This window comes from Amycolatopsis sp. SB7-3, assembly GCF_041021335.1.
Classification (GTDB): Bacteria; Actinomycetota; Actinomycetes; order Mycobacteriales; family Pseudonocardiaceae; genus Amycolatopsis; species Amycolatopsis japonica.
The window spans coordinates 150232-173417 of sequence record NZ_JBFPJQ010000002.1 but is presented as its reverse complement, the minus strand read 5'-3'; the positions used below and the strand labels follow the sequence as shown (position 1 = coordinate 173417).

Genomic DNA, 23186 nt, shown 5'->3' with positions numbered 1-23186 from the left:
TTCAGAGGGCGGTGGAGCGGCTCAGCTCTTCCCAGGCGGCCAGTTCCGCCGCCCTCGCCTCGTGCGTGGCACGCAGCCCGTCGACAGCGTCGTCGCCGAGCGCGAGCCGGAGCGGAGCGTCGTCGCTGTCCAGCACCTTCAGGATCGCGGCGGCGGCCTTCGCCGGGTCGCCGGGCTGCGAACCGTCCATCCCTTCGACGAAATCCCGGATTTCCCCCGTGGATTCGCGATAGGCGTCGATCACCCGAGAGCGGTGCAACCGGCTGCCGCCGAACTCGGTCCGGAACGCGCCGGGCTCCACGATCAGCACCTTCACGCCGAACGGTGCGACTTCGGCCGCCAAAGACTCCGACATCGCTTCCAGCGCGAACTTCGCCGAGCAGTAAGCCCCGAAACCGGGCGGGCTCTGCTGACCGCCCATCGAGCTCATCTGCACGATCGCGCCGCTTTCCTGCGCCCGAAGATGCGGCAAGACGGCTTTCGTCACCTCGACGGCGCCGAAGAACATCACGTCCATCAGCGACCGCAGCTCGGCCATGGTCAGTTCCTCGACCGCGCCGACCGAACCGTGGCCGGCGTTGTTGACCAGGATGTCGATCCGGCCGAACCCGGCGAGTGTCGCCCGCACGGCGGCCTCGATCTGTGCCGGGTCGGTGACGTCGAGCGCCGCGGTGCGCACCCGGCCCTGGCCCAGCTCTTCCAGTTCCGCCAGCGTCTCCGGACGGCGCGCCGTCGCCATCACGCGATCACCGGCGTCGAGCGCCGCCAGCACGAGATGCCTGCCGAACCCGGACGAGCAGCCGGTGATCAGCCAGACGCGGCCGTCGGTTTCCTTCGTCATTCCTGTTTCCTCCAGTGAAGTTCCTGCGACCCATCCTGCGAAGGCCGCGCCCGTCCCGCCAACACCGGTTCCCTGGTGCGGCTACAGTCAGAGCCTGTGACCCCCGAGTTGCGGCAGTTGCGCTATTTCGTCGCCGTCGCCGAGGACGCGAGCTTCACGAAGGCCGCGCGGCGCCTGCACATCGCCCAGCAGTCCCTTTCGCAGCAGATCACCGTGCTGGAACGGGTTCTCGGCGCGAGACTGCTGCGGCGCGACAGCCGCGGAACCCGGCTCACCGAGATCGGCTCGCTGTTCCTGCCCGAGGCCCGAGCGGTCCTGGCTCGCAACGACGAAGCGCTGGCGGTACTGGACCGCGCGGTACGCGGCGAACTCGGCACGCTGCATCTCGGCTTCCTCACCACCACGGCCAACTATCTCCTCCCGCCGGTGGTGCGCGCGATCCGCGAGCGCCTCCCCGATCTCACCCTCACCACCGACGACACCCAGATCGCGCCACTCGTCGACGGCCTCGGCAGCGGCCGTTACGACCTGATCTTCACCCGGCCTCCACTGATCGAGGGCTTCGAGACCCGCACGCTGATCACCGAGGAGGTCTGCGCCGTTCTCCCGGAGGGACACCGGCTCGCGTCCGCCACCGAGCTGAAACTCTCCGACCTGGCGGACGAGCCGTGGGTGCTCACGCCACGAAGTTCCTGGGAGCCCTGGCATCGCCGCTACGACCACGAATTCGAGGCCGCGGGCTTCACGCCGCGCGTCGTCCAGCGGGCCGCGACCGTACAAGGACTGCTCGGTCTCGTCGCCGCGGGGATCGGCGTGACCAGGCTGGCCCGGTCTTCGCGCAGCCTGCGCCGGAGCGGCGTGGTGTTCGTCCCGCTGACGGGCGACACCGCGCGGACGGTGGTGGCATGGTCGCCGGAAAACGACAAACCCGCGCTGCCCGGTGTGCTCGACATCGTGACGGAGCTGGCGGCCGGAACGGATCTGACGGAGGCCGGCTGACCGGGCATCGCGACCGTCACACCGCCATGATCACCCTCTCGGGCCACGGGGTCCGTAGAATCCGGTGACGATGCGACGTTTCCGGTGGTGGTGGGGTGCTCTCGCGCTCACGTTCGTGGTGGTTCTCGTCGGGTTCATTGCCTTTACCGGGTCGGAAAGCCGCCCAGGGCAGCCGTCCCCGCGCCAAGGGCCGCCGGGGACGGGGCCGCTGACGGTCGTCTCCATCGGCGACAGCACCGTTTCCGGTGAGGGCGCGGGCGACTACACGCCCACCACCAACGGGCAGGGCGGCAACTGGTGTCACCGCTCCCCCAACGCCTTCGTCGAGCAGATCAAGATCCCGGACGTCACCGCGCGCGTGAATCTCGCGTGTTCGGGAGCGCCCTCGGAGCAGATCGCCTTGGGCGAGGCCAAGCAGTGGACGGAGCCGTCGCAGGCGCAACAGCTCGCGAACCTGATCAAGGATCACCGGGTCGCCGCGGTGGTGATCGCGGTCGGCGCGAACGACGAGCCGAAGTTCTCCGCTCAGGTCAACGAGTGTTTCAAGGCGTGGTTCTCGCCGCAGAACCCGCCGTGCAGCGCGGCGCTTCGCACCACCTGGAAGTCCAAAGTGGACGCCATGGTGCCGAAGGTGACCAACGCGGTCGCCGACGTCAAGAAGGTGCTGGCGCAGGCGGGTTACGTCCCGGCGGACTATCAGCTCGTGCTGATGTCGTACGCCTCGCCTGTCGGCCCGCAGATCCCGGAGGCGCTGCGCAGCCTGAACGGCTGCCCGTTCCGCACCGAGGATCTGGAGTGGATGCGCCGTGACGGCGTCTCCGTCCTGTCGGACGGGCTCAAACAGGCATCGAGGGCGACCAGCGCACGATTCCTCGACCTCTCGCGAGCCGGAGCCGGGCACGAGGCGTGCAGCAGCGAACCGGCGAACGAGTGGTTCAGCAGGCTGACGCTGCAGTTGCGCGACCTCGGCCAGGTCGACCGCGCGAGCCACGCGCTGCAGGAGTCCTTCCACCCCAACGCCAACGGCCACGCGCAGATCGCGAACTGCCTCAACGAGTTCCTCGCCGCGCGCGCGGGTAACGCGTCGTGCCTCTCGGGCCCCGATGGCAAACTGCACGCGGCACCCGAGGTGGTCGCTCGCTAGAGATCGAGAGCGGCGCGCAACGCGATGTCGATGCGCTCCTGGACCTCCTGGTCGATCTCCGCGATCTTCTCGTCGAACCACGGCCGGTACAGGCGCGTGAGGTTCAGCGTGGAGACCCAGTACCGCGCGTCGACGGCGACACCGAGGATGTCCTGCGGATCACGGTCCAGCAGTTCGGTGCCGAGCAGCCACGGCCGCTCGGATTCGTTCACCCCGTCCGAGGACAGCAGGACGACGGTGCGCTGCCGTGCCGGTTCGGTCGGGGGGTGGTACGTCCAGACTTCACCCCTGTGCACGCAGATCCTTCTCCGCGGCGGTCAGCTCGGCCTCGTCCGATTCGGCGGACGGTTCGACCGGGGCGCGCTGCGGGGTGTATCCGGTGCGCACGGCCTCCCTGCGGGCCGCTTTGGACAACCACGACGAGACCGAGATCCCGTGTGCCTTCGCGGCCCGCTCGGCGAACTCGAGCGCACCACTGTCGAGTGAGAGAGTGACCTTACGTGTTGCCATACCTTTTATCGTACCAGCGCCGCGCAAGCCCACCCCTCCTCTCGTCTCACAGGGTGGGCGAGCGCCCCTCGAACGGCGTCGACAGCACCACCGTGGTCCGGGTCGAGACCTTGGCGGACTCGCGGATCCGGCGGAGCAGATCCTCCAGGCCGAGCGGCGACGCCACCCGGACCAGGAGGATGTACGACTCGTCGCCGGCGACCGAGTAACAGGACTCGATCTCCTTGATGTGCTCCAGACGCTGCGGATAGTCGTCCGGCGCGGCCGGATCGTTCGGCGTCAGCGAAATCAGCGCCGTGAGCGGCAGGCCGATCTGCTCGCCGTCGAGCCGCGCCGTGTAGCCGAGGATCACCCCGCGCTGCTCCAGACGGCGCACCCGCTGGTGCACCGCCGACACCGAAAGCCCGACCCGTTCGGCCAGATCGGTGAAACTGCGCCGCCCGTCGGCGGCCAGTTCCTGCACGATGGCCTGGTCCAGCGGCTCCAGGGAACCGGTCATGCGTCGAGCACGATCAGGTCGTGCGGGCGCTGGTTGACCGATTCGACGCCGTCCTCGGTGACCACGACGATGTCCTCGATACGGGCGCCCCAGCGGCCGGGCTGGTAGATACCGGGCTCGACGCTGAAGGCCATGCCCGGCTCGAGCGGCAGCGCGTTGCCCTTGATGATGTAGGGCTCCTCGTGCACGTCGAGGCCGATGCCGTGACCGGTCCGGTGGATGAAGTACTCGCCGTACCCCGCTTCGGCGATGATGTCGCGCGCGGCGGCGTCGATCGACTCGGCGGTGACACCGGGACGGACGGCGTCGACGGCGGCCTTCTGCGCGCGCTGCAGCACGGCGTACGTCTCGGCGACGTCGGCGTCACGCGGCTCGCCGACCGCGTATGTGCGGGTGGAGTCGGAGTTGTAGCCCTCGGCGATCGGGCCGCCGATGTCGACCACGACGACGTCGCCGCGCTCGATCACCCGCTCGGAGACGTCGTGGTGCGGGCTGGCGCCGTTGGGGCCGGAGCCCACGATCACGAAGTCGGCGTGGGTGTGGCCCTCTTCGACGATGGCGGCGGTGATGTCCGCGCCGACCTCGGCCTCGGTGCGGCCGGGGCGCAGCCATTCGTGCACGCGGGCGTGCACGCGGTCGATCGCCGCTCCCGCGTCGCGCAGCGCCTGGATCTCGGCCGCGTCCTTGCGCATCCGCAGTTCGCGCACGATCGGCCCGGCCAGCGTCTGGTCGGCGTCGCCGAGCGCGCCGCGGAAGGCGAGCACGTGCAGCGCCGGGGTGAAGTCGCTGACCGCCACGCGGCCGGGCTTGCCCAGCCGGTCGGCGACCAGTTCGTAGGCGTTGTCGCCGTCGACCCAGGTGACGATCTCGATGCCGAGTTCGTCGGCGGGGACGTCGGCGTAGCCGGGGGCTTCCAGCTTCGGCAGGACCAGCGCCGGAACGCCGTCGGCCGGGATCACCAGCGTGGTCAGCCGTTCGAAGGAGCCCCCGGCCTGGCCGATGAGGTAGCGCAGGTCCGAGCCGGGTGCGATCAGCAGGGCGTCGGTGTCGGCGGCGGCCGCCGCGGCGCGGGCCCGGTCGAGGCGGGCGCGGAGGCTGGCGGCGTCGGGGGCTGGGTTGTGAAGGGAACGGCGCGACATGATGGCGAGCCTAGTCGGTCCGCGCCCCTTGGCTCACCGGCCGGTCACCCCCGATCGGGGCGGGATCGTCGAGTCCGCGCCAAACCCGGAAGATCGCCGGGAACGTACCGGCGATCAGGTACAGACCACCGAACACGGCGAGCGCGCCGACGAGCCCGATCCCATCCAGCAGCAACCCGGCCGCCATCGAACCGAGCGGCATCGCGGCGAGCACCCCGCCCACGAGAAGGCTGAGCACGCGGCCGCGGACGGCTTCGGGAACCCGTTCGTACACCACGGGGAGCAGGATCGGATTGAGCGCGCCCGCCCCGGTCCCGGCGACCACCAGACCGACGAGCAAGACGGCCGGTGCCGGTTCCAGCGCGAGCAAGGCGAATCTCGGCGCGCCTTCGATACCGACGGCGACGATGATCGCCGTCCGCCGCGAAAGGCGGTGGCCCGCCCAGCCGTAGAGCGCCGAGCCGATGAGCGCGCCGACCGCGACGGCGGTGATCATGGCCCCGATCAGCGCGGTGCTGTGCAGGACTTGGTCGCCGTAAGCCGGATACAGGACGCCGAGCAGCCCGAAGTCGAGGCTGTTGGTGAGCATCAGCATGCCGACGATCGCCCGCAGCACCGCGTCGCGTTTGACGTATCCCAGTCCTTCGCGCAGTTGCTTGAGATAGCCGCCCGATGGCGGCCTCGGCGGACCGGCCGCGACCGGGATGAGCGCGAACACCAGCGCCGAGGACAGCACGAGCGTGCCCGCGTCCACGAACAGGACCGGAATGGGCCCGATCAGCGCGATCAAGGCGCCGGCGGCGGGTCCGCCCACCATCCTGCCGGTCCTCATCGCCGCCTCGACGGCACTCGCCGCCCGGCTCACGCGGACATCGCCGAGTTCGGCGACGCCGGGAAGCAGCACCTGCTTGGCCGTGTCGGCGGGGCCGCGGGAAACACCCATCACGAACGACAACGCGATGAGTCCGGGCAGGCTGAGTCCGGTGGTGGCCATCGCGAGGGGGATCAGGAGCACCGTCACCGTGGTCAGCAGATCCGCGCCGACGCTGGCCCGGCGCGTGCCGACCCGGTCCACGACCGGCCCGCCCAGCAACGCGGCGACCATCAGGCCCAGCACCTCGGCAGCGGTGACGATGCCGGTCTTGGTACCGCTCCCGGTGCTCTGCAGGACGAACCAGGGAATCGCGAGCAACGTCATCATCACCCCGGCCGAGGAGAACCCCGACGCCACGACCAGGGCCCCCAGTGGCATCCGGCTCATGGCGTCTCCGGCCGGGTTTTCCTCGGGAACGCGGCCCAATGCACCCGGACCGGGGTGTCGCCGTCCTTCTCCGGACGGCGATAGCGGCTGATCACCTCGAGGATTTCGTCGCTCAACGCGGCCGCCTCGCCGGGCGTCAGCGGGAGCGACGAGTCGTGGAAGTTGACCTTGTCGATCCAGTCGTCGGCCCAGTCCCGCACTTCGGCCACGAACTGCGATTCGGCGGCGTATCGCCGCTCGATCATGGTGTGCGCGTACGCGTTGAGCGGACCGGCCAAGTCGGGATCGTCGATGAAATCCGCGGCGCTCATCTGATCGCCTTCGTGCACCGCCTTCCACCACCTGTCGCGCCTGCTGCCGCGTTCGGTGTCCTCGGCGATCAGCCCGGATTCGGCCAGCTGGCGCAGATGCCAGCTCGTGGTCCCGGAACTCTCCCCCACCCGCTTCGCCAGCCCGGACGCCGTCGCCGGACCGTCCTCTCGCAGCAATTCCAGGATCTCGACCCGCAACGGATGCGACAACGCCCGCAAGATGCGGCCGTCGACCCGCGCGAGATAGCGCTCGGTCTTCCCCATACCCATCACCCTACGACCGCAGAGGACTCTTTGCAAAGACTTCTCTGCGATTAGTTCCCAGTATGCGGCGATTCTGGAGTTTGACTTCAACTTAACTCTAGGTTTTACGGTCTGTGCCATGACAACGAACTCGCCTTACCAGCTCGCCGTCGTGATCAGCAGCGTCCGCGAGGGCCGCTTCGCCCCCGTCGTCGCGAACTGGTTCCTCGACCGCGCCAAACAGCGCGACGACGTCACCCTGTCCGTCATCGACCTCGCCGAAGCCCCAGGCGACCTCTCCCCCGGCGTCGCCGGCGCGGACGCCGTCGTCGTGATCGTCCCCGAGTACAACCACAGCTACCCCGGCCCGCTCAAGACCGCGCTCGACGCCACCGGCCCCGAATGGCACGGCAAACCGGTCGCCTTCGTTTCCTACGGCGGTATCTCGGGCGGCCTGCGCGCGGTGGAGCACCTGCGCCCGGTCTTCGCCGAGCTCCACGCCGCCACCATCCGCGAGACCGTGAGCTTCCCGTACGCCTGGAACCACTTCGGCCCGGACGGCGCGCACGACGACTTCGAAGGCGCGTCCGCCGCGGCCACCACGCTGCTGGACCAGCTGAACTGGTGGGCCAACGCCCTCCGCGACGCACGCCAGGTGCGGCCCTACGCGGCCTGACGGGGTCCGTGGAGGACTCGGCTGGGGGTCGGGTCCTTCACGGACATCCGGGGCGGAACATGGCAGGCTGTCCGCGTGACCGGACCACTCGCTCTCCTCGATTCCGCGAGCCTCTACTTCCGCTCGTTCTACGCACTGCCCGATTCGATGACCGCCCCGGACGGGACACCGGTCAACGCCGTGCGCGGGTTCACCGACACGATCGCCCGGATCCTCGTCGACCGTCGCCCTTCGCGGCTCGTGGCGTGTCTCGACGCCGACTGGCGGCCGAAGTTCCGCACCGATCTGCTGCCCAGCTACAAGGCGCACCGGGTGGCCGAAGAGGTCCCGGAAGGCAGCGACGTCGAAGAGGTGCCGGACACCCTGACCCCGCAGGTGCCGATCATCCTCGAACTGCTGGAGGCCTTCGGCATCGCGACGGCCGAGGCGGACGGCTACGAGGCCGACGACGTCATCGGCGCCCTCGCGATCCGCGAACAGGAGTCCCCGGTCGAGGTCATCACCGGCGACCGCGACCTGTTCCAGCTGGTGCGTCACGAGCCGACGTCCACTGTGGTCATCTACGTCGGCAAGGGCTGGAACAAGGCCGAAGTCCTCGGCCCGGACGAGATCGCCGAGAAGTACGGGATCCCGGCCGGGAACGCCGGCCCCGGGTACGCCGACATGGCCGCGCTGCGCGGCGACCCGTCGGACGGGCTGCCCGGTGTCGCCGGGATCGGCGAGAAGACCGCGGCGAAGCTGATCACCCAGTTCGGTTCGCTGCAGGAGCTGATCGAGGCGTCGAACGCGGGCGACTCGCGGGTTCCGCTCAAGACCCGGCTGCGGCTGACCGACGCCGCGGACTACCTCGCGGTGGCCCCGACCGTCGTCCGGGTCGCCGCCGACGCGCCGGTCGAGCAGTCCCGCCCGGACATCGTCCCGTCCGAGCCAGCCGACCCGGACAAGGTCGCGGAACTCGCGGAACGCTGGAATCTCGGCCGTTCGGTGGAGCGTCTGCTGGCCGCGCTCCCGAAGTCATGAGCAACACCGAGGCCGACCCGGCCGAGCTGCTGTGCTCAGAGCGGCCGGGCGAAGGCGTCACCGTGCTGACCCCGCGCGACGTCCCGCTCGGCGGCCCGCGGGCGATCCGGGTCCGCCGGACACTTCCGCAGCGGCAGCGATCGCTGATCGGCGCGTGGTGCTTCGCCGACCACTACGGCCCGCAGGACGTTTCGGCGTCCGGCGGGATGGACGTCGCACCGCATCCGCACACCGGATTGCAGACCGCGAGCTGGCTGTTCAGCGGCGAGATCGAGCACCGCGACAGCATCGGCACCCACGCCATGGTGCGGCCCGGCGAACTCAACCTGATGACCGCCGGGCACGGTATCGCGCATTCGGAAGTGTCCACTCCGGACACTTCGACCCTGCACGGAGTCCAGCTCTGGATCGCGCTGCCGGACGAACATCGCGACACCGCACGGGATTTCCGGCACTACGCGCCGCCGCTGCTCGATCTGCCCGGCGCCACGGCGCGGGTGTTCCTGGGCAGCCTCGCCGGGACCACCTCGCCGGTCCCGGCGTTCACTCCCCTGCTGGGCGCCGAACTCACCGTCGAGCCCGGTGCGACCTTGGCCCTCGACGTCGATCCGGCCTTCGAACACGGTGTCCTGCAGGACATCGGCTCCGTCACCGTCGCCGGAGTCGCGCTGGGCACCGGGGAACTCGCCTACCTCGCGCCCGGCGCCGCGCGGTTGGAGCTGGTGAACCCCGGCACCGAACCGGCTCGGGTGCTGCTGCTCGGCGGGACGCCGTTCACCGAGGAACTCGTCATGTGGTGGAACTTCGTGGGCCGCAGCCATGACGACATCGCCGAGTACCGCGAGGCTTGGCAGGCGCAGGCGGACCGGTTCGGCCGGGTGGAGGGCTACCAAGGCGGCACGGCTTGGCTGCCTGCGCCCACGTTGCCGCAGGTGCGGATCAAACCGCGGCGGAATCCGTCCTAGCCCTGTAAGCGGTAAAGACCGTTAGGGCCAAGGCTGCCTCAGGCACCTACTGGATGTGGGTGACTGGCCGCAGGTCCGTGAAGGCCTCCTTCCCTACCCTGAAGGTAGGCAAGGAGGCCTTCACGGACTACAAGATCGCCACCGCAGCCTCAGCAATAACACCAGCCCCAGCGGCCACAACGGATGCGCGTGAAGGGCCCCTTCCCAAGTACGTGAAGGCCCCCTTAACTGCGTCTAGCGCAAGGAAGGGGCCTTCACGGACTTCGAGGGGCGCGCGTGCCTAGAAGAACGTTCCGCACCAAGGCGAGCGCGCGGTGTGGAACAGGGCGTCGGCCCGGGCGACCGCCGCCTCGTCCAGCACCTCGACCCGCCCGGACAGGGCCAGATCGCCGAAGAGCCCGTGGCCGAGGTACAGCGACGACAAGGCGGCCACGTCCAGCCGCAGATCCGCCTCGGCGGTCGTGCGTTCCACCCCGTCCGGGCCGACGGCGTAACGGCCGTTGTTGTCCGGAAGCTGCTTGTCGTGCACTTCGAGCACCACGGGTTCGGCTGTGCCGTAGGAGCGCGCCCGCAACGCCGCCAGGACGTCGACGAGCCGCAGCCACAGATCGTCGATGATCTCGGTGGTGTTCACCGCGCGCGGATCAGTGAGCAGTTCGGCGATCGGCTCGTCCAGCGGGCGGCCCCGTCCGGAGACCTCCGAGACCAGGTCGACCGACAGCAGGAAACGCCACAGCCCCGCCCATGCCTGTGGCGTGGCGGCATGGAGTTCACGGACGTCCAGGATCGCCCCACGCTCCGGCGCCTGCCGGTCGCGCGCGTCGATGGTCTGGTAGACGACGAAACCGTCGTCACCATCCGGTCCACTGTGGACCGCCACCCGATAGCCGCCGTCCCCCTTCACCACGCGTTCGAAGAAGCCCGGCCACCACGCCGACGGCCGGGACACGAAGCCCGGTCGTGCTCCCTCGAAGCGTTGGTACAGCGCGGGAACGCGCTCCACCGCTTCGTCGGGGGTGATGAACCTGACCTCGCCGGTCCGGCCGACGCCGTCCCGGAGCCGGGCGCGCGGGCGTTCGATCGATACGCCTTTGCCGAAGGTCGCCGCGCCGTACCCGAAACGGCCGTAGATGACCGCTTCAGAGGCATGCAACGCGGCCAGCGGGACACCCCGCGCCGCGAAGTCCTCCAGTTGTACGGCCATCATCGTGGTGAGGATCCCGCGGCGGGTCCAGTCGGCACGGACGCCGACACCGTCCACGGCCGCCGTGACCAGCTTCTGTCCACCCGGGACGGTCAGCTCGACGTCGAACGAACTCGCGATCCCCACCGGGGCGCCGTGCTCGTCGAACGCGGCGAATTTGCCCGCGGCGGTCCAGGACGGAGCCATCTTCGCCCAGACCTCGTCCGTGGCGGGCTTGCCGTGCAACGACTCCGACAGGACGTCGAGACAGGCTCGCTGTTCGCCTTCGGCCACGGCACGCACAAGGAATTCGCTCATACCGTGGATCCTGCCGTCCGGACCGGGGAGCCCCAACCGGTTTTTCAGGCGGGGGCGCCGACTTCGTAGCGGCCGTCTTCACCGGTGACGGTGATCGTGACGGTCTTGCCCTCGCCGGCGACCTGCACGGTGCAGGTGAACGTGCTGCCGTCCTCGACCTTCTGGTTCGACGGGCAGAGCACGTCACCGACCTCTCGCACCTGATAGGTCTCGGTGAGGATCTTCCGCACGTCCGCCTGCATCGTCCTCGGGTCGAAGACCCTGCCCGGAGCGTTGGAGGACGAACCGCCGGAGGTCGCGGGCGCGCTCGACGAAGCTCTCGACGTCGGCGGTACCGTGACGGTCTTCGTCGCCGGCGCGGGCGCCGGGGTGTCCGAACACGCCACCAGCACCGCGAAAGCGGCACCACACAGACCGACCGTCGCGACGGCTCGCCTGCTCAAGCTTCTGCACCCCCACCGGTGTGATCATCCAACGTCAGAAGAAGGTACCGCACCAGGGGTTCACCCGCGTGCCGAACAGCTGGTCCGCTCGCTCCAGTGCGGTCTCCCCGGTCGCGCGGACGCGTCCGGCGAACGCGAGATCCGAGGGACGCCAGCCGCCGAGGTAAACCATCGACAGGGTGTCGGCGTGCAGCTCGAGATCCGCCGGATCGGTGGTGCGGGCGGCGCCGTCATCGGAGAGGCGATAGCGGCCGGAGTTGTGTTCCAGGAAGGGATCGGTGACCTCGATGACGATCGGCTCGCCCCGGTACGTGCGGGCGCCGAGCATCGTCTCGACGTCGACCAACCGGAACCAGCCCTCGTCCTGGACCTTGTTCACCGCCACGTCACGCGGGTCGGTGAACAGCAGCTCGACCGGTTCGTCGAGCGGCCGCTTCTCGGCGGTGATGCGGTCGACCAGGTCCACAGAGAGCAGGTAGCGCCACAGCCCGGCGAACGCTTCCGAGTTCGCGTAATGGAAGGAATGGATCTTCAGCCGCGCCGGGTCGCCGAAGTGGGCTCGCTCGACGGTGTAGGTGACGAATCCGTCGGCGCCGTCCGCGCCGCTGTGCACCGCCGTCGTGACCGGCGTTGTCGCCCGTCGCACTTCGCGTTCGTAGCCCGGCCACAGATGCGGGCTGCGCGCGATCATGCCGGGCCGGGTGCGCGGGAGCGCGTCGAAGAGCGAAGGCCATTGCTCGATGGTGCTCTCGAGATCGAGGAGGGAGATCTGCCCACCGGCGGGCACTTCGGGACGGAACCGGGCGCGGCGCTTGTCGATCTCGATCGACTTGGCACGCACGGCGACACCGTACCCGAACCTGCCGTAGATGGCGCCCTCGGACGCGTGCAGCATCGCCGCGGGAACCCCACGGGCGGCGAAATCCTCGAACTGGGCACGCATCAGCGCGGTCAGCACACCACGACGGATGCGATCGGCGCGGACGCCGACCAGGCTGACCGCGGCGAGCGGCGTGGTGCCGCCACCGGGCAGCGTCACCTCCGAGTCGAAGGACCGGAGGGTGCCGATCAGCTCCGAGTCGAAGGCACCGAACCCGCGATCCGGCTGCATCGACGGGGCGATGGCCGACCATTCCTCGTCGGTCATCTCCTTGACGTGCAAGGCCCGCCTGAACAGATCCGTCGCGGCCCGTTCCTCGTCGGACCGCAACGGCCGCACTGAAAAGTCGCTCATGACACGATCATGCAGGATCGACCGTGCCCGGCGCCCGCGGTTTACTTGGTGGTGGCGGGCGGCGAGACCTCGTAGTTGCCGGTGTCACCCTTCACGGTGATCGGCACCTCCTGCGGCTTGCCCTCGATCGTGGCGGTGCAGGTGAACTTCACCCCGTCCTTGACCTCCTGGCCGGAGGGGCAGGTGACCGCGCTGATCTCCTTGATCCCGTAGGTCTCGGTGAGCAGCTTCTGCACGTCGGTCTGCATCTGGGTGTTGTTGAAGACCTGGGTGTTGAACCAGCCCGGCGTGACGAAGCCGAGGATGCCGACCGCGGCGATGATCACCACGAGCGCGCCGATGCCGATGAAGAGGCCCTTCTTGGACTTCGGCTTGTCCTGCGCCTCGCCCTGGGTGCCCGGGAACTGGCTCTGGCCGTAGTCGTACTGGCCGGGCTGCTGCTGCCCGTACTGGGGCTGCTGCTGCGGGCCGCTCTGCGGGTAGCCCGGCTGCTGCTGGGGCCCGCTCTGCGGATATCCCGGCTGCTGGCCGTATTGCGGTTGCTGGCCCCACTGCGGCTGTTGCTGCTGGGTCTGCGACGGGTCGTACTGCGGCTGCTGGCCCCACTGCGGTTGCTGCTGCGGGCCACTTGGCGGTTGAGCGCCGCCCGGCTGTTGGCCGTAGCCCGGCTGCTGCCCCCACTGGGGCTGCTGCTGCGGGTCGTTGCCGCCATACGGCGTGCTCATCGTTCGCCTCCGCCTGTTCCGCCATCGTCACCGGCCGACCTGCATGGCCGTCGTGGGCGATCCAACCACAGGTCGGCGCCCCTGCCCACTGTTCCCGGCCGGTGTCGGGCCAACTCCCCGCGACCGTGCTCACACCGGAGGCGCGTCCGTTCCGCCGGTCAGCCCAACGCCTCGTGAGTGGTACGGACGGTTAGAACCGTCCTCACCACTCACGAGGCCGGTCACGCGCCGCCGGCCGCCACGACTCCGCGACGCAACGCCTTCACCGCGTCCGAAGCCGCCGCCCCGACCGGATCCGCCTTGCCGAGGACGTCGCGGATCTGGTCGAGCAGGTCGATGACCTGCCGCGACCACCGCACGAAGTCGCCGGCCGAGAGCTCCTGGCCGTTCGCTTCGGCGGCGGTGAGCACCTTCTCCAGCGATTCGCCGCGCGCCCACCGGTAGACGGGCCAGGCGAAACCGGCGTCGGGCTCACGGGTGCGATCCAGTTTGTGCCGCCGCTCGTCTTCGGTGAGCTCCATCCACAGGCGCGTGGTCGCCTGCCAGGCGTCGACCACCTTGCCCGCGGGCAGACGCGGCTCCCCCGCGGTGTCCCGACGCGCCTCGAAGACCAGTGTCGAGACGACGGCCGCGAGTTCGGCGGGGGCCAGGCCCTTCCAGACGTCGTGCCGGATGCATTCGGCGGCGAGCAGATCCGACTCGCTGTAGAGCCGGGTGAGCCGCTTGCCGTGTTCGGTGACCCGGTCCTCGCCGTCGCCCTTCGACGCGGGGCCGAGGTAGCCGCGCTCGCCGAGCAGCCGCAGGATGCGATCGAAGGCGCGCGCCAGCGAGTGCGTGGTCGCGGCGACCTTGCGTTCCAGTTGCTCGGTCTCGGCCGTGAGCCGCTGGTACCGCTCGACCCAGCGCAGGTTCGCCTCGCGTTCGGCCAGACCGTGGCACGGATGCGCGCGCAGCGCCCGCCGCAGCGCGGCCAGCTCACCGTCCTCATTGGCCCCGGCGCGGCGCTTTTGCCTGCCGGGCAAGGAGATTCCCGCGTTGCGCAGACTGGAGGCGATGTCGCGCCTTGTCTTGGGCGAGCGGAGCTCGATGTGCTTCGGCAGCTTGATGTTCCCCAGCGCCTCGACCGGCGACGGGAAGTCCGAGACCGAGAGCGGTCCGGACCAGCGGTCCTCGGTGACCACGACGGGCCGCGGCTCGCGGATCGGGTCGAGCCCCGGATCGACGACGACCGCCAGCCCGGCGCGCCGTCCCGCCGGCACGGCGATGACATCGCCCTTGCGGAGCTTCTCCAGCGACTCGGCGGTACCGGCCCGGCGAGCGGAGGTGTTCTGCCTCGACAGCGCCTTCTCCCGTGCCGAGATCTTCGCCCGCAGGTCGACGTACTCCAGCATCTCGTCGAAATCGCCGGTGATGGCGGAGGTGTAGCCCCGCAGGGCCTCCTTGTTCCGCTCGATCCGCCGCGCCGTCCCGACCACCGACCGGTCGGCCTGGAACTGCGCGAACGACTGTTCCAGCAGGTCACGGGCCGCGTCGGCGCCGACCTGGGCGACCAGGTTCACCGCCATGTTGTACCCAGGCCGGAACGACGACCGCAGCGGATACGTCCTGGTCGAGGCCAGGCCGCCGACCTGCTTAGGGTCGATCCCCGGCTGCCAGACGACGACCGCGTGGCCTTCGACGTCGATCCCGCGCCGCCCGGCTCGACCGGTGAGCTGCGTGTACTCCCCCGGGGTCAGGTCGACGTGCGCCTCGCCGTTGTACTTGACCAGCCGTTCCAGCACCACGGTGCGCGCGGGCATGTTGATGCCGAGCGCGAGCGTCTCGGTGGCGAAGACGACCTTCACCAGCCCTTGGACGAACAGCTCCTCGACGGTCTCCTTGAACGCCGGGAGCAGCCCGGCGTGGTGCCCGGCGATACCGCGTTCGAGCGCCTCGCGCCATTCCCAGTAGCCGAGGACGCCGAGGTCGCCTTCGGGCAGGTCCTTGGTGCGCTCGGCGACGATCCGGCGGACCTTCTCGACCTCTTCGGGGCCGTTGAGCCGGAGGCCGGACCGGACGCACTGACCGACGGCGGCGTCGCAACCGGCGCGGGAGAAGATGAACACGATCGCGGGGAGCAGCCCGGCGTTGTCCAGCCGCTCGACCGTGTCCGTGCGGGAGGTCGGCCGGAACCGCGGCATCCGCGACGGCGCGCCTCGCCGCCCGCGTGGTCCGCGCAATCCGGCCGGGGCGAACCGTCCGCCGATCTCCTCGGTGCGGCGCAGCAGGCCGGGGTTGATCCGCAGTTCGGCGCCGGGCGCGTGTTCGTCCTGGCCGGCGAACAGGTCCAGCAGCCGGTTGCCGACCAGCATGTGCTGCCACAGCGGCACTGGGCGGTGCTCGTCGACGACGACGGTGGTGTCGCCGCGGACCTCGACGAGCCATTCGCCGAACTCCTCGGCGTTGCTCACCGTGGCCGACAGGCCGACGACGCGGACGTGCTCGGGCAGGTGGAGGATGACCTCTTCCCAGACGGCGCCGCGGAACCGGTCGGCGAGGTAGTGGACCTCGTCCATCACCACGTACGCGAGCTCGCCGATGGTCGAAGACCCGGCGTACAGCATGTTGCGCAGGACCTCGGTGGTCATGACCACGACCTGCGCGTTGCCGTTGATCGACGTGTCACCGGTCAGCAGCCCGACCGCGTCGGCCCCGTAACGGCCGACGAGATCGGCGTACTTCTGGTTCGACAACGCCTTGATGGGCGTCGTGTAGAAGCATTTGCGCCCCTCGGCGAGGGCGAGGTGCACCGCGAACTCGCCGACCACGGTCTTCCCGGCGCCGGTGGGCGCGCAGACGAGCACACCGTGACCGTCTTCGAGCGCCTCGCAGCCGCGGACCTGGAAGTCGTCGAACTCGAACGACGATTCGGCCGCGAAGCGGGTCAGCTGGGGGTATCGAGCGCGGCGCTGGGAGGCCGCGTAGGCCTCGGCCGGGGTCTGAGAAGGGCTATTGACCACTTCGTCAGGGTTCCATACCCCACCGACAGTTCGCACTCGGTGTGACGATCTCGGGAACGGCCGCCACGCCTCTGTCATCCAAGGGGCGGATTCGTGATCGAGAGGGGACGCCATGGAGATCGCTTGCCCGCAGTGCGCGCAGGTCGACCAGGTGCAGAGCGTGCCGGCGGTGTTCCAGAGCGGGCAGACGACCTACCGGGTGCAAGGCGGTATGACGGCCATCCCCGCCGGTGACGGCGTGGTCTACACCGCGACGACGCACACGGGTGTGTCGGTGACCGCGACCGCGGCGTCGCTCAACCCGTATCCGGTGCTTCGCGGCGGCGGGTGCTTCCTGGCGCTCGCACTTGTCCTGCTGATCCCCGCGTTCGTGTTCCTCGCCTTCGCCAACGACGTCTTGGACGAGAACGTCGCGCCGACCGCAGACGGCAGGGTCGCGCAGGTCATCGGAGCGTCGATCTTCCCCTTCGGCGCCTTCGCGCTGGTCGCCTTGTTCGCCGTGCTGTTCGTGCTCCGGCTACGGCGCAACGCGCGGATCCGGCGAGGTATCCCGGACGCGCTGGAGTACTGGCGGCAGGCGTGGTTCTGCCATCGCTGCGGCGGGGTGTTCTTCCCGCGCGGCGACCTGATGCCGCCCGCGGCGTTCCGCGGGCAGGTGTGGCGAGCGGGTGACTACGCCGGGCTCACCCGACGACGGTGAGCGCTCCGGGGACGCAGGTGACGTCGATCGGCAGCCCGCCCAGCGGCTCGCCGTCGGCGTAGACGGGCAGGTCGCTGCCCGCCAAGTGGATCTGGGCGGCCTTGAGGGTCCGGACCGCCGGATGCGCGATGTGCTCGCCGGAGCGGACACCGGGCAGCATGCGGAGCAGGTCCCGCCGGGTCGCGTTGCCCACGACGGTGACGTCGAACAGCCCGTCCTCCGGATCGGCTCCGGGACAGATCCGCATGCCGCCGCCGTAGAAGGCGGTGTTCCCGACGGCGATCATGGTGGCGTCGAGTTCAAGGGTCTCGACGTCCGTGCGGAGCACCACCGGCCGGGGCCGGAACGCGGCGAGTTCGGCCAGGATCGCGACGTCGTAGCGGCGCGGGCCGCGCGGCCAGGTCAGCCGGTTGGCGCGTTCGGTGACCAGCGCGTCGAAGCCGGAGCACAGCACGGTGGCGAACCATTCACCACCGGCCCGCCCGAGGTCCACTCGGCGCCGCTTCCCTTCCGCGATCCGCCTGGCGACGAGATCGACGGCGGCGTGCGGCCGTTCGGGGATGTCCAGCGCCCTGGCGAAGTCGTTGCCGGTGCCCGCGGGGACGAGCCCGAGCGCGACACCGGATTCGGCACAGAACTGAACGCCCTGATGCGCCGCACCGTCACCGCCGAGCACGACGAGGACGTCCAGCCCGGCCGCGCGCGAGTCGGTCATCAGCGCGCGGGATTCCTCGACCGTGTGCGCGACGAGGACGTCGAGCCGGTCGACGACGGGCCGCAGCCGCGCCGCGACCGACTCCATCAGCCGTTCCGCGGCCCCGTTACCCGAGGCGGGGTGGACGGCCAGCGCCGCGTGCATCCCCGGTTCAGGTGACGTCGTCGGTGCTGGTGCGCTTGCCGTTCGTGGCGGCCGACGGCTCCTCGTCGATCGTGCTCGGCGTGTAGTCGAACGGCGCGGCCTCGTCGTCGGCGAGCTGGTCCCAGCCCTCGGTGCCGCGTTCCTTGTCGAGCTTGCGGTCGTGGAAGCGCGCGATCTGGATGGACAGCTCCAGGAGCACCACCAGCGCGCCCGCCAGGGCGAGCATCGAGAACGGGTCCGAACCAGGTGTCGCGAAGGCGGCGAAGACGAACACGACCATGATCAGGCCGCGGCGCCACTTCTTGAGCGTCTGGTACTTCAGGACGCCGACGCGGTTCAGCATCACCACGAGCAGGGGGAGTTCGAAACTGACGCCGAAGATCACCAGCAGCGACAGGATGAACGAGACGTACTTGTCCGCGGTGAGCGCGGTGATGAACTGGTCGCCACCGAAGTTCATCAGCAGTTCGAGAGCGTGCGGGACGAGGAGGTACGCCAGCACGGCGCCCGCGGCGAAGAGCGCCGAAGCGAACGCGACGAAGGTGAGCGCGTACTTGCGCTCCTTCGAGTAGAGGCCGGGCGCGATGAACGCCCAGATTTGATAGAGCCACACCGGCGAAAGCAGGACCGCGCCACCCGCGAGACCGACCTTCAACTGCGTCATGAACGCTTCGAAGGGCACGGTCTGCAGAAGCTTGCACTCGCCTTCGCTCCCGCCGAACCGACGGTCCGCGGGAATGGCGCAGTAAGGATCGACCAGCAACTTGCCCAGCGAGGGGACGGGGCCCAGCGTGGTCTGGAACCAGATGAAACCGAAGATCCCGCCGACGACGAGAGCGAGCAGTGCGAAGCCCAGACGGCGCCGGAACTCGTAGATGTGCTCGATGAGCGTCATCGTGCCGTCGGGGTTGCTCCGACGGCTGCGCTTGCGCCGCTTCGTGCCGCGGCGCTCCTCACCGGAGGCGGAATCCGCCACTGGACAGTCCGTTCTCGTCAGGGTCCACCATGAGCGCGCCGGTACTTCGGCGCGCTCATCCGCGAACAGGCTCCGCTTGGCTAACTAAAGACCGCTCAGCTGGCGTTCTTCTGCGCCTGCTCGGCCGGAGCGGGCGTGGCGGCCTGCTGCTTCTTGAGCTCGTCGAGCTGACGCTGGAGGTCGGCGACCTGCTTGTCCTGCGCGCTCGCGGCGGGCGCGGGCGTGGTGGCCTGCGGCAGCTGCTTGGTCTCGACCTCTTCGGTCTCGGCGGCCTTGTCCTTGTCCCCGGCCATGTCCTTGGTCTCGGCCTTGAAGATCTTCATGGACTTGCCGATGGACCGCGCGGCGTCCGGAAGCCTCTTGGCGCCGAACAGCAGAACAACGACGAGCACCAGGATGATGATGTGCCACGGCTGCAGCGCGTTCATCGTTTGCGGCCTCCTTCTCGAGTCTCTCGTGTGTGATGTTACCGGTCTTCGAGCCCACGTCGTTGCGCGATCGCCACGCGGAGCGCGGCCGACCGGGCACGAAGGAGCCCTGTCCGTTTTCGGGTGTTCGTAGCCACCATGCTCACCGTATGGGTGAGCACGCGCAAGACTCTGCGTAATTTGATTAGCAAAACGAAGAGCAGGATCAGCCCGGCGACGGCGAGCGCGATGCTCGGCAGGTACGACACGGCGTCACCCTACTGCTCGTAGGTTGACGTTAGGTGACGAGCCCGGGCCAGTGCGTCGGCCGCTCGCTGACGAACTGCCTCGCCCAGCGCGACCGGGCTCTCGACCTGCGCGTCCCCGCCGAGGCCGAGGATCAGCCGGACCATCCAGGACTCGTCGGCATAGCGCATCCGGATGCGCAGCCGCCCGCCGTCGAGCTCGTCGAGCTCCTCGCAGGGGTAGTACTCGGCTACCCAGCGTGTGTCGGGATCGAGGACGAGGACGGCTTCCTGCTGATCGGGACGCGGCCGGAAAACACCATCGGAAATGTCAGTGGGCCGGGCGTGCGCCGGCGGGACGGCGGGTTCGTCGAGCACGGTCAGTTCGTCGATGCGGTCGAGCCGGAACAACCGGACGCCCTCGGCGCGGCGGCACCACGCTTCGAGGTAGCCGACCGCCTGGACGATGAGCAGCCGCATCGGATCGACGGTCCGTTCGGTGATCTCGTCCTTCGACGCGGTGTAGTAGCGGATCCGCAGCGCACGTTTGGCGGTGAGGGCGGACCGGACGGCTTCGCGCGTCCCGGCGGTCTTCTTGCCTTCGCGCACTCCCCCGCCGACGACGATCCCCGACGGCTGCGCCTGCCCCGCGGCGGCCTCGATCTTCGCGATGGCGCGGCGAACGGCGTCGGCGTCGACCACTCCGGGCGTCTCGGCCAACGCCCGCAGCGCGACGAGCATGGCCGTCGCCTCGCCGCCGGTGAGCCGCAGCGGGCGGTTCATGCCGGCGTCGTGCGTGACGACGATCGTGTCGCCCTCGAAGGAGAGGTCGATCAGGTCACCGGGCCCGTAACCGGGCAACCCGCACATCCACAGCAGCTCGAGATCCTTGCGCAGCTGCTTGGGCGTGACGTCGAAGTCGTGGGCGGCGTCGTCGATCTTGATGCCGGGCCGGGCGAGGAGATAAGGCACGAGCGCGAGCAGGCGCGGCATCCGTCCGGTGGCGCTCATCGGGCACCACCCGCGTGCGCGATGGCTTCGAGACGGCTGAAGACCGACTTCGCGAGCACCTCGGGTTCGAGGACGAGGACGTCCGGGCCGTGGGCGGTGAGCCAGTCCGCGGCGGATTCCGGGTAGTGCAGCTCGATCTCCACGAGGTCGCCTTCTTCTCCCCCGGCGTCGCTGCGGCCGACCACCCGGCCGCGGCGGCGGACCCCGGCGGCCCGGCCGTCGGCGACCCAGACACTGGCGATGGTCGGCGCGGACGGGTCCTCGCCGCTGCTGGCGGAGACCATCTTCAGCAGATTGACCCCTTCCGGGCGTTCGACGACGCCGGTTTCCCCGAAGGCGTCGACCTTCCCCGTCACGCGCGAGAGGCGGAAGCAGCGGGACGCGCCACGGTCCCTGTCATGCCCGACGACGTACCAGCGGCCCTTCCACGACACCACGCCCCACGGTTCGAGGGTGCGGATCTTGCGCTCGGCCGAACCACTGCGCCGGTACTCGAAACGCACCGCCTGTCCGGCTTGGACGGCGGCCAGCAGCGGGCCGAACGCCGGCTCGGCCCGGACGCGGGGCTCGACGACGGTCGGGGCGTGGTCGTCGACCTCGACCCCGGCGGCGCGGAGTTTCACCAGCGCGCCTTGGGCCTCACCGGTCAGTTCCGGGGAATCCCACAGCCGGACGGCGAGCCCGACCGCGGTCGCTTCGTCGGGCGCGAGGTCGATCTCGCCGAGTTCGTAGTCGCGCCGCGCGATGCGGTAGCCGTCGATCGCGTCGAACGCCGAGTTGCGGCCGGTCTCCAGCGGGATGCCGAGCTCGCGCAGTTCGGTCTTGTCGCGCTCGAACATGCGGAAGTACGCCTCGTCGCTGGCCGCGTCGGCGTACCCGGGCACGATGCCCCGGATCCGCTCGGCGGTGAGGTACTGCCGGGTGGACAGGAGGGCCAGAACCAGGTTGACCAGACGTTCGGCGCGTGCGGTGGACACCCGGCTACCCTAGCCCGCGCCGTCCGACCCGATGGTGACAGCCGCCGATCGCGCGTCGTAGCGATCCCTGGCGCTCTCCACCTCGTCGAACCGGGTCTCGGCCCAGTCCTTGATCCCGGCCAGCAGCTGCCGGAGACTCCGGCCGAGTTCGGTCAGTTCGTAGTCCACGCGCACCGGCACGCACGGAGTGACGGTGCGGGTCAGCAGACCGTCCCGCTCCAGTGTCCGCAGGGTCTGCGTGAGCATCTTCTGGCTGACACCGGCGATCCGGCGGGAGAGGTCGCTGTAGCGCTGGGGCCCGTCGCCGAGCGCCACGAGGACGAGACTGACCCATTTGCCCGAGACCTCGTCGAGCAGTTTCCGGGCGGGGCAGGCCGCGAGATAGGCGTCGTAAGCCCGTTTCTCCTCGTCCCGCCGTTCCTGTGCCGTGCGCGTGACCACGGTGCGCGTACCTCCGTGTGGGTTGGGCACCTCGAAGTGCGTACTTCCCGATGGAGAGTAACTCCCCATACGTTCGCCCGGGAACGATCCCTGGAGGAGAAACGATGCGTGCAGTGGTGGTCCGCCGGTTCGGCGGCCCGGAAGTCCTGGAATTCGCCGAAGTCCCGGTGCCGTCACCGGGTCCAGGTCAAGTGCGGGTGAAGGTGGCCGCGGCCGCCGTCAACCCGGTCGACGCCGGGACCCGGACGGGTTTCCTGACCGAGGCGGGGATCGTCCCGCCGCGTGAGGCGCTCGGGATCGGGTGGGACGTGGCGGGCACGGTCGACGCCGTGGGTGACGACGTCACCCGATTCGCCATCGGAGACAGCGTGATCGGCTTGAGGGACCGGCCGTCGGCGGCGCTCGGCACGTACGCCGAGTTCGTCGTCCTCGACGCGGACGCGCTCGCCGCCGCACCGCGGACGGCATCCCCCGAAGAGGCTGCGACCCTGCCGTTGAACGGTCTCACCGCGGTCCAGGCGCTCGATCTTCTCGATCTCCCGCCGGGAGCGACGGTCCTGGTGACCGGCGCGGCGGGGGCCGTCGGCGGCTACGCGGTCACCTTGGCCAAGGCACGCGGCTTCCGGGTGGTCGCGGTCGCCGGCTCCGCCGACGAGGCACCGGTCCGCGGGTTCGGCGCGGAGGTTTTCGTGCCCCGTGGGGATTTCCTCGCCGATCGCGTGCGGGCGGTGATCCCCGGCGGTGTCGACGCCGCACTGGACACGGCCCTGCTCGGGCTCGAAGCCCTGGACGCCGTGGCGAGCCGTGGCCGGTTCGTGGTGTTCGCGGCCGGGGCGGCGCCGATCCCCTTGCGTGGCATCACGGTCGAGCATGTCTGGATCCGCGCCGACGGAACCGCACTCGCCGGGCTGGCGGCCTTGGTCGACGACGGCACGCTCGCTCTGCGGGTCGCGGACACCCTGCCGTTGGGCGAGGCGGTGAAAGCCCACGAACGCCTGGCGGCGGGCGGGCTCCGGGGGCGACTGGTTCTCATAAGTTGACGCTTAATTAAGTCCACGGT

The 23186-nt window shown here is 69.8% G+C and carries 26 protein-coding genes; 7 read left to right on the top strand and 19 right to left on the bottom strand.

Going from position 1 to position 23186, the window contains the following annotated elements; all coding sequences use genetic code 11:
- Position 1: 1 nt before the first annotated feature.
- Positions 2 to 841 carry an oxidoreductase gene (locus tag AB8M46_RS19040; RefSeq protein ID WP_394360989.1) on the bottom strand — a complete coding sequence of 280 codons (840 nt, stop codon included), beginning with the start codon at positions 839 to 841 and terminating at the stop codon, positions 2 to 4.
- A 96-nt stretch (positions 842 to 937) separates the two neighbouring features.
- Between AB8M46_RS19040 and AB8M46_RS19035 the strand changes: the two genes are divergently transcribed.
- Together AB8M46_RS19035 and AB8M46_RS19030 are read left to right on the top strand one after the other, a co-directional pair.
- Positions 938 to 1840 (top strand): LysR substrate-binding domain-containing protein, encoded by a 903-nt coding sequence (locus AB8M46_RS19035; protein ID WP_394360988.1) that lies wholly within the window; start codon positions 938 to 940, stop codon positions 1838 to 1840.
- Positions 1841 to 1910: 70 nt separating this feature from the next.
- Positions 1911 to 2984 carry a GDSL-type esterase/lipase family protein gene (locus tag AB8M46_RS19030; RefSeq protein ID WP_051972825.1) on the top strand — a complete coding sequence of 358 codons (1074 nt, stop codon included), beginning with the start codon at positions 1911 to 1913 and terminating at the stop codon, positions 2982 to 2984.
- Here AB8M46_RS19030 and AB8M46_RS19025 read toward each other — a convergent pair.
- The 6 genes from AB8M46_RS19025 to AB8M46_RS19000 are packed head-to-tail and all read right to left on the bottom strand — an operon-like array spanning position 2981 to position 6968.
- Positions 2981 to 3280, bottom strand: coding sequence for a hypothetical protein (locus tag AB8M46_RS19025; RefSeq protein WP_005150941.1), 300 nt, complete (start codon positions 3278 to 3280; stop codon positions 2981 to 2983). The two genes, AB8M46_RS19030 and AB8M46_RS19025, sit on opposite strands and share 4 nt — an antisense overlap.
- Positions 3267 to 3494 (bottom strand): hypothetical protein, encoded by a 228-nt coding sequence (locus AB8M46_RS19020; RefSeq protein ID WP_007035425.1) that lies wholly within the window; start codon positions 3492 to 3494, stop codon positions 3267 to 3269. The genes AB8M46_RS19025 and AB8M46_RS19020 overlap by 14 nt, the downstream gene beginning before the upstream one ends.
- Before the next feature lie 46 nt (positions 3495 to 3540).
- The gene (locus tag AB8M46_RS19015; RefSeq protein ID WP_016334198.1) at positions 3541 to 3993 is read right to left on the bottom strand and encodes an Lrp/AsnC family transcriptional regulator; all 453 of its coding nucleotides are present in this window, start codon (positions 3991 to 3993) and stop codon (positions 3541 to 3543) included.
- Complete coding sequence (locus tag AB8M46_RS19010) at positions 3990 to 5132, bottom strand: Xaa-Pro peptidase family protein (RefSeq protein ID WP_016334197.1); 1143 nt, start codon at positions 5130 to 5132, stop codon at positions 3990 to 3992. The genes AB8M46_RS19015 and AB8M46_RS19010 overlap by 4 nt, the downstream gene beginning before the upstream one ends.
- A gap of 10 nt (positions 5133 to 5142) precedes the next feature.
- Positions 5143 to 6393 carry an MFS transporter gene (locus AB8M46_RS19005; RefSeq protein WP_394360987.1) on the bottom strand — a complete coding sequence of 417 codons (1251 nt, stop codon included), beginning with the start codon at positions 6391 to 6393 and terminating at the stop codon, positions 5143 to 5145.
- Positions 6390 to 6968 (bottom strand): transcriptional regulator, encoded by a 579-nt coding sequence (locus AB8M46_RS19000; RefSeq protein ID WP_037337583.1) that lies wholly within the window; start codon positions 6966 to 6968, stop codon positions 6390 to 6392. The genes AB8M46_RS19005 and AB8M46_RS19000 overlap by 4 nt, the downstream gene beginning before the upstream one ends.
- Positions 6969 to 7086: 118 nt before the next feature.
- Here AB8M46_RS19000 and AB8M46_RS18995 point away from each other — a divergent pair, with 118 nt between their 5' ends.
- The 3 genes from AB8M46_RS18995 (at position 7087) to AB8M46_RS18985 (ending at position 9608) form a co-directional block, all read left to right on the top strand.
- Positions 7087 to 7623, top strand: a complete 537-nt coding sequence (locus tag AB8M46_RS18995; protein WP_394360986.1) for an NADPH-dependent FMN reductase — start codon at positions 7087 to 7089, stop codon at positions 7621 to 7623.
- 75 nt (positions 7624 to 7698) lie between these two features.
- Positions 7699 to 8643 carry a 5'-3' exonuclease H3TH domain-containing protein gene (locus tag AB8M46_RS18990; RefSeq protein ID WP_037337579.1) on the top strand — a complete coding sequence of 315 codons (945 nt, stop codon included), beginning with the start codon at positions 7699 to 7701 and terminating at the stop codon, positions 8641 to 8643.
- Positions 8640 to 9608: a pirin family protein gene (locus AB8M46_RS18985; RefSeq protein WP_394360985.1), complete on the top strand. Its 969-nt coding sequence runs from the start codon at positions 8640 to 8642 to the stop codon at positions 9606 to 9608. The genes AB8M46_RS18990 and AB8M46_RS18985 overlap by 4 nt, the downstream gene beginning before the upstream one ends.
- 280 nt (positions 9609 to 9888) lie before the next feature.
- Here AB8M46_RS18985 and AB8M46_RS18980 read toward each other — a convergent pair whose 3' ends face one another.
- The 5 genes from AB8M46_RS18980 to AB8M46_RS18960 form a co-directional block, all read right to left on the bottom strand.
- Entirely contained in the window at positions 9889 to 11109 is a 1221-nt protein-coding gene (locus tag AB8M46_RS18980) for a GNAT family N-acetyltransferase (protein WP_394360984.1), read from the bottom strand.
- Positions 11110 to 11153: 44 nt separating this feature from the next.
- Positions 11154 to 11552 (bottom strand): DUF4333 domain-containing protein, encoded by a 399-nt coding sequence (locus AB8M46_RS18975; RefSeq protein WP_081975779.1) that lies wholly within the window; start codon positions 11550 to 11552, stop codon positions 11154 to 11156.
- Between the two features lie 34 nt (positions 11553 to 11586).
- Positions 11587 to 12786: a GNAT family N-acetyltransferase gene (locus tag AB8M46_RS18970; RefSeq protein ID WP_394360983.1), complete on the bottom strand. Its 1200-nt coding sequence runs from the start codon at positions 12784 to 12786 to the stop codon at positions 11587 to 11589.
- A gap of 41 nt (positions 12787 to 12827) precedes the next feature.
- On the bottom strand, positions 12828 to 13511 hold the full coding sequence (locus AB8M46_RS18965; protein ID WP_394360982.1) for a DUF4333 domain-containing protein: 684 nt from the start codon (positions 13509 to 13511) through the stop codon (positions 12828 to 12830).
- Positions 13512 to 13732: 221 nt separating this feature from the next.
- On the bottom strand, positions 13733 to 16510 hold the full coding sequence (locus AB8M46_RS18960; RefSeq protein ID WP_394360981.1) for a DEAD/DEAH box helicase: 2778 nt from the start codon (positions 16508 to 16510) through the stop codon (positions 13733 to 13735).
- 112 nt (positions 16511 to 16622) lie between these two features.
- Between AB8M46_RS18960 and AB8M46_RS18955 the strand changes: the two genes are divergently transcribed.
- A complete protein-coding gene (locus tag AB8M46_RS18955; RefSeq protein ID WP_394360980.1) occupies positions 16623 to 17210 on the top strand; it encodes a hypothetical protein in 588 nt (195 codons plus the stop codon).
- Here AB8M46_RS18955 and AB8M46_RS18950 read toward each other — a convergent pair.
- The 7 genes from AB8M46_RS18950 to AB8M46_RS18920 form a co-directional block, all read right to left on the bottom strand.
- A complete protein-coding gene (locus tag AB8M46_RS18950; protein WP_394360979.1) occupies positions 17194 to 18069 on the bottom strand; it encodes a diacylglycerol/lipid kinase family protein in 876 nt (291 codons plus the stop codon). The two genes, AB8M46_RS18955 and AB8M46_RS18950, sit on opposite strands and share 17 nt — an antisense overlap.
- Positions 18070 to 18076: 7 nt before the next feature.
- Complete coding sequence (tatC, locus tag AB8M46_RS18945) at positions 18077 to 19045, bottom strand: twin-arginine translocase subunit TatC (RefSeq protein ID WP_037337555.1); 969 nt, start codon at positions 19043 to 19045, stop codon at positions 18077 to 18079.
- Between the two features lie 95 nt (positions 19046 to 19140).
- Positions 19141 to 19473 (bottom strand): Sec-independent protein translocase subunit TatA, encoded by a 333-nt coding sequence (tatA, locus tag AB8M46_RS18940; protein WP_037337552.1) that lies wholly within the window; start codon positions 19471 to 19473, stop codon positions 19141 to 19143.
- Between the two features lie 38 nt (positions 19474 to 19511).
- Positions 19512 to 19721 (bottom strand): bacteriophage holin, encoded by a 210-nt coding sequence (locus AB8M46_RS18935; protein WP_037337549.1) that lies wholly within the window; start codon positions 19719 to 19721, stop codon positions 19512 to 19514.
- Positions 19722 to 19730: 9 nt separating this feature from the next.
- Complete coding sequence (locus AB8M46_RS18930) at positions 19731 to 20708, bottom strand: helix-turn-helix transcriptional regulator (protein ID WP_394360978.1); 978 nt, start codon at positions 20706 to 20708, stop codon at positions 19731 to 19733.
- A complete protein-coding gene (locus AB8M46_RS18925; RefSeq protein WP_394360977.1) occupies positions 20705 to 21685 on the bottom strand; it encodes a helix-turn-helix transcriptional regulator in 981 nt (326 codons plus the stop codon). Before AB8M46_RS18925 ends, AB8M46_RS18930 begins: the two co-directional genes overlap by 4 nt.
- Before the next feature lie 9 nt (positions 21686 to 21694).
- Positions 21695 to 22126 (bottom strand): helix-turn-helix domain-containing protein, encoded by a 432-nt coding sequence (locus AB8M46_RS18920; RefSeq protein ID WP_037337545.1) that lies wholly within the window; start codon positions 22124 to 22126, stop codon positions 21695 to 21697.
- 104 nt (positions 22127 to 22230) lie between these two features.
- On the opposite strand from AB8M46_RS18920, the gene AB8M46_RS18915 reads away from it, so the two are divergent.
- Positions 22231 to 23166 carry an NADP-dependent oxidoreductase gene (locus tag AB8M46_RS18915; RefSeq protein ID WP_394360976.1) on the top strand — a complete coding sequence of 312 codons (936 nt, stop codon included), beginning with the start codon at positions 22231 to 22233 and terminating at the stop codon, positions 23164 to 23166.
- The last annotated feature ends 20 nt before the right edge of the window (positions 23167 to 23186 follow it).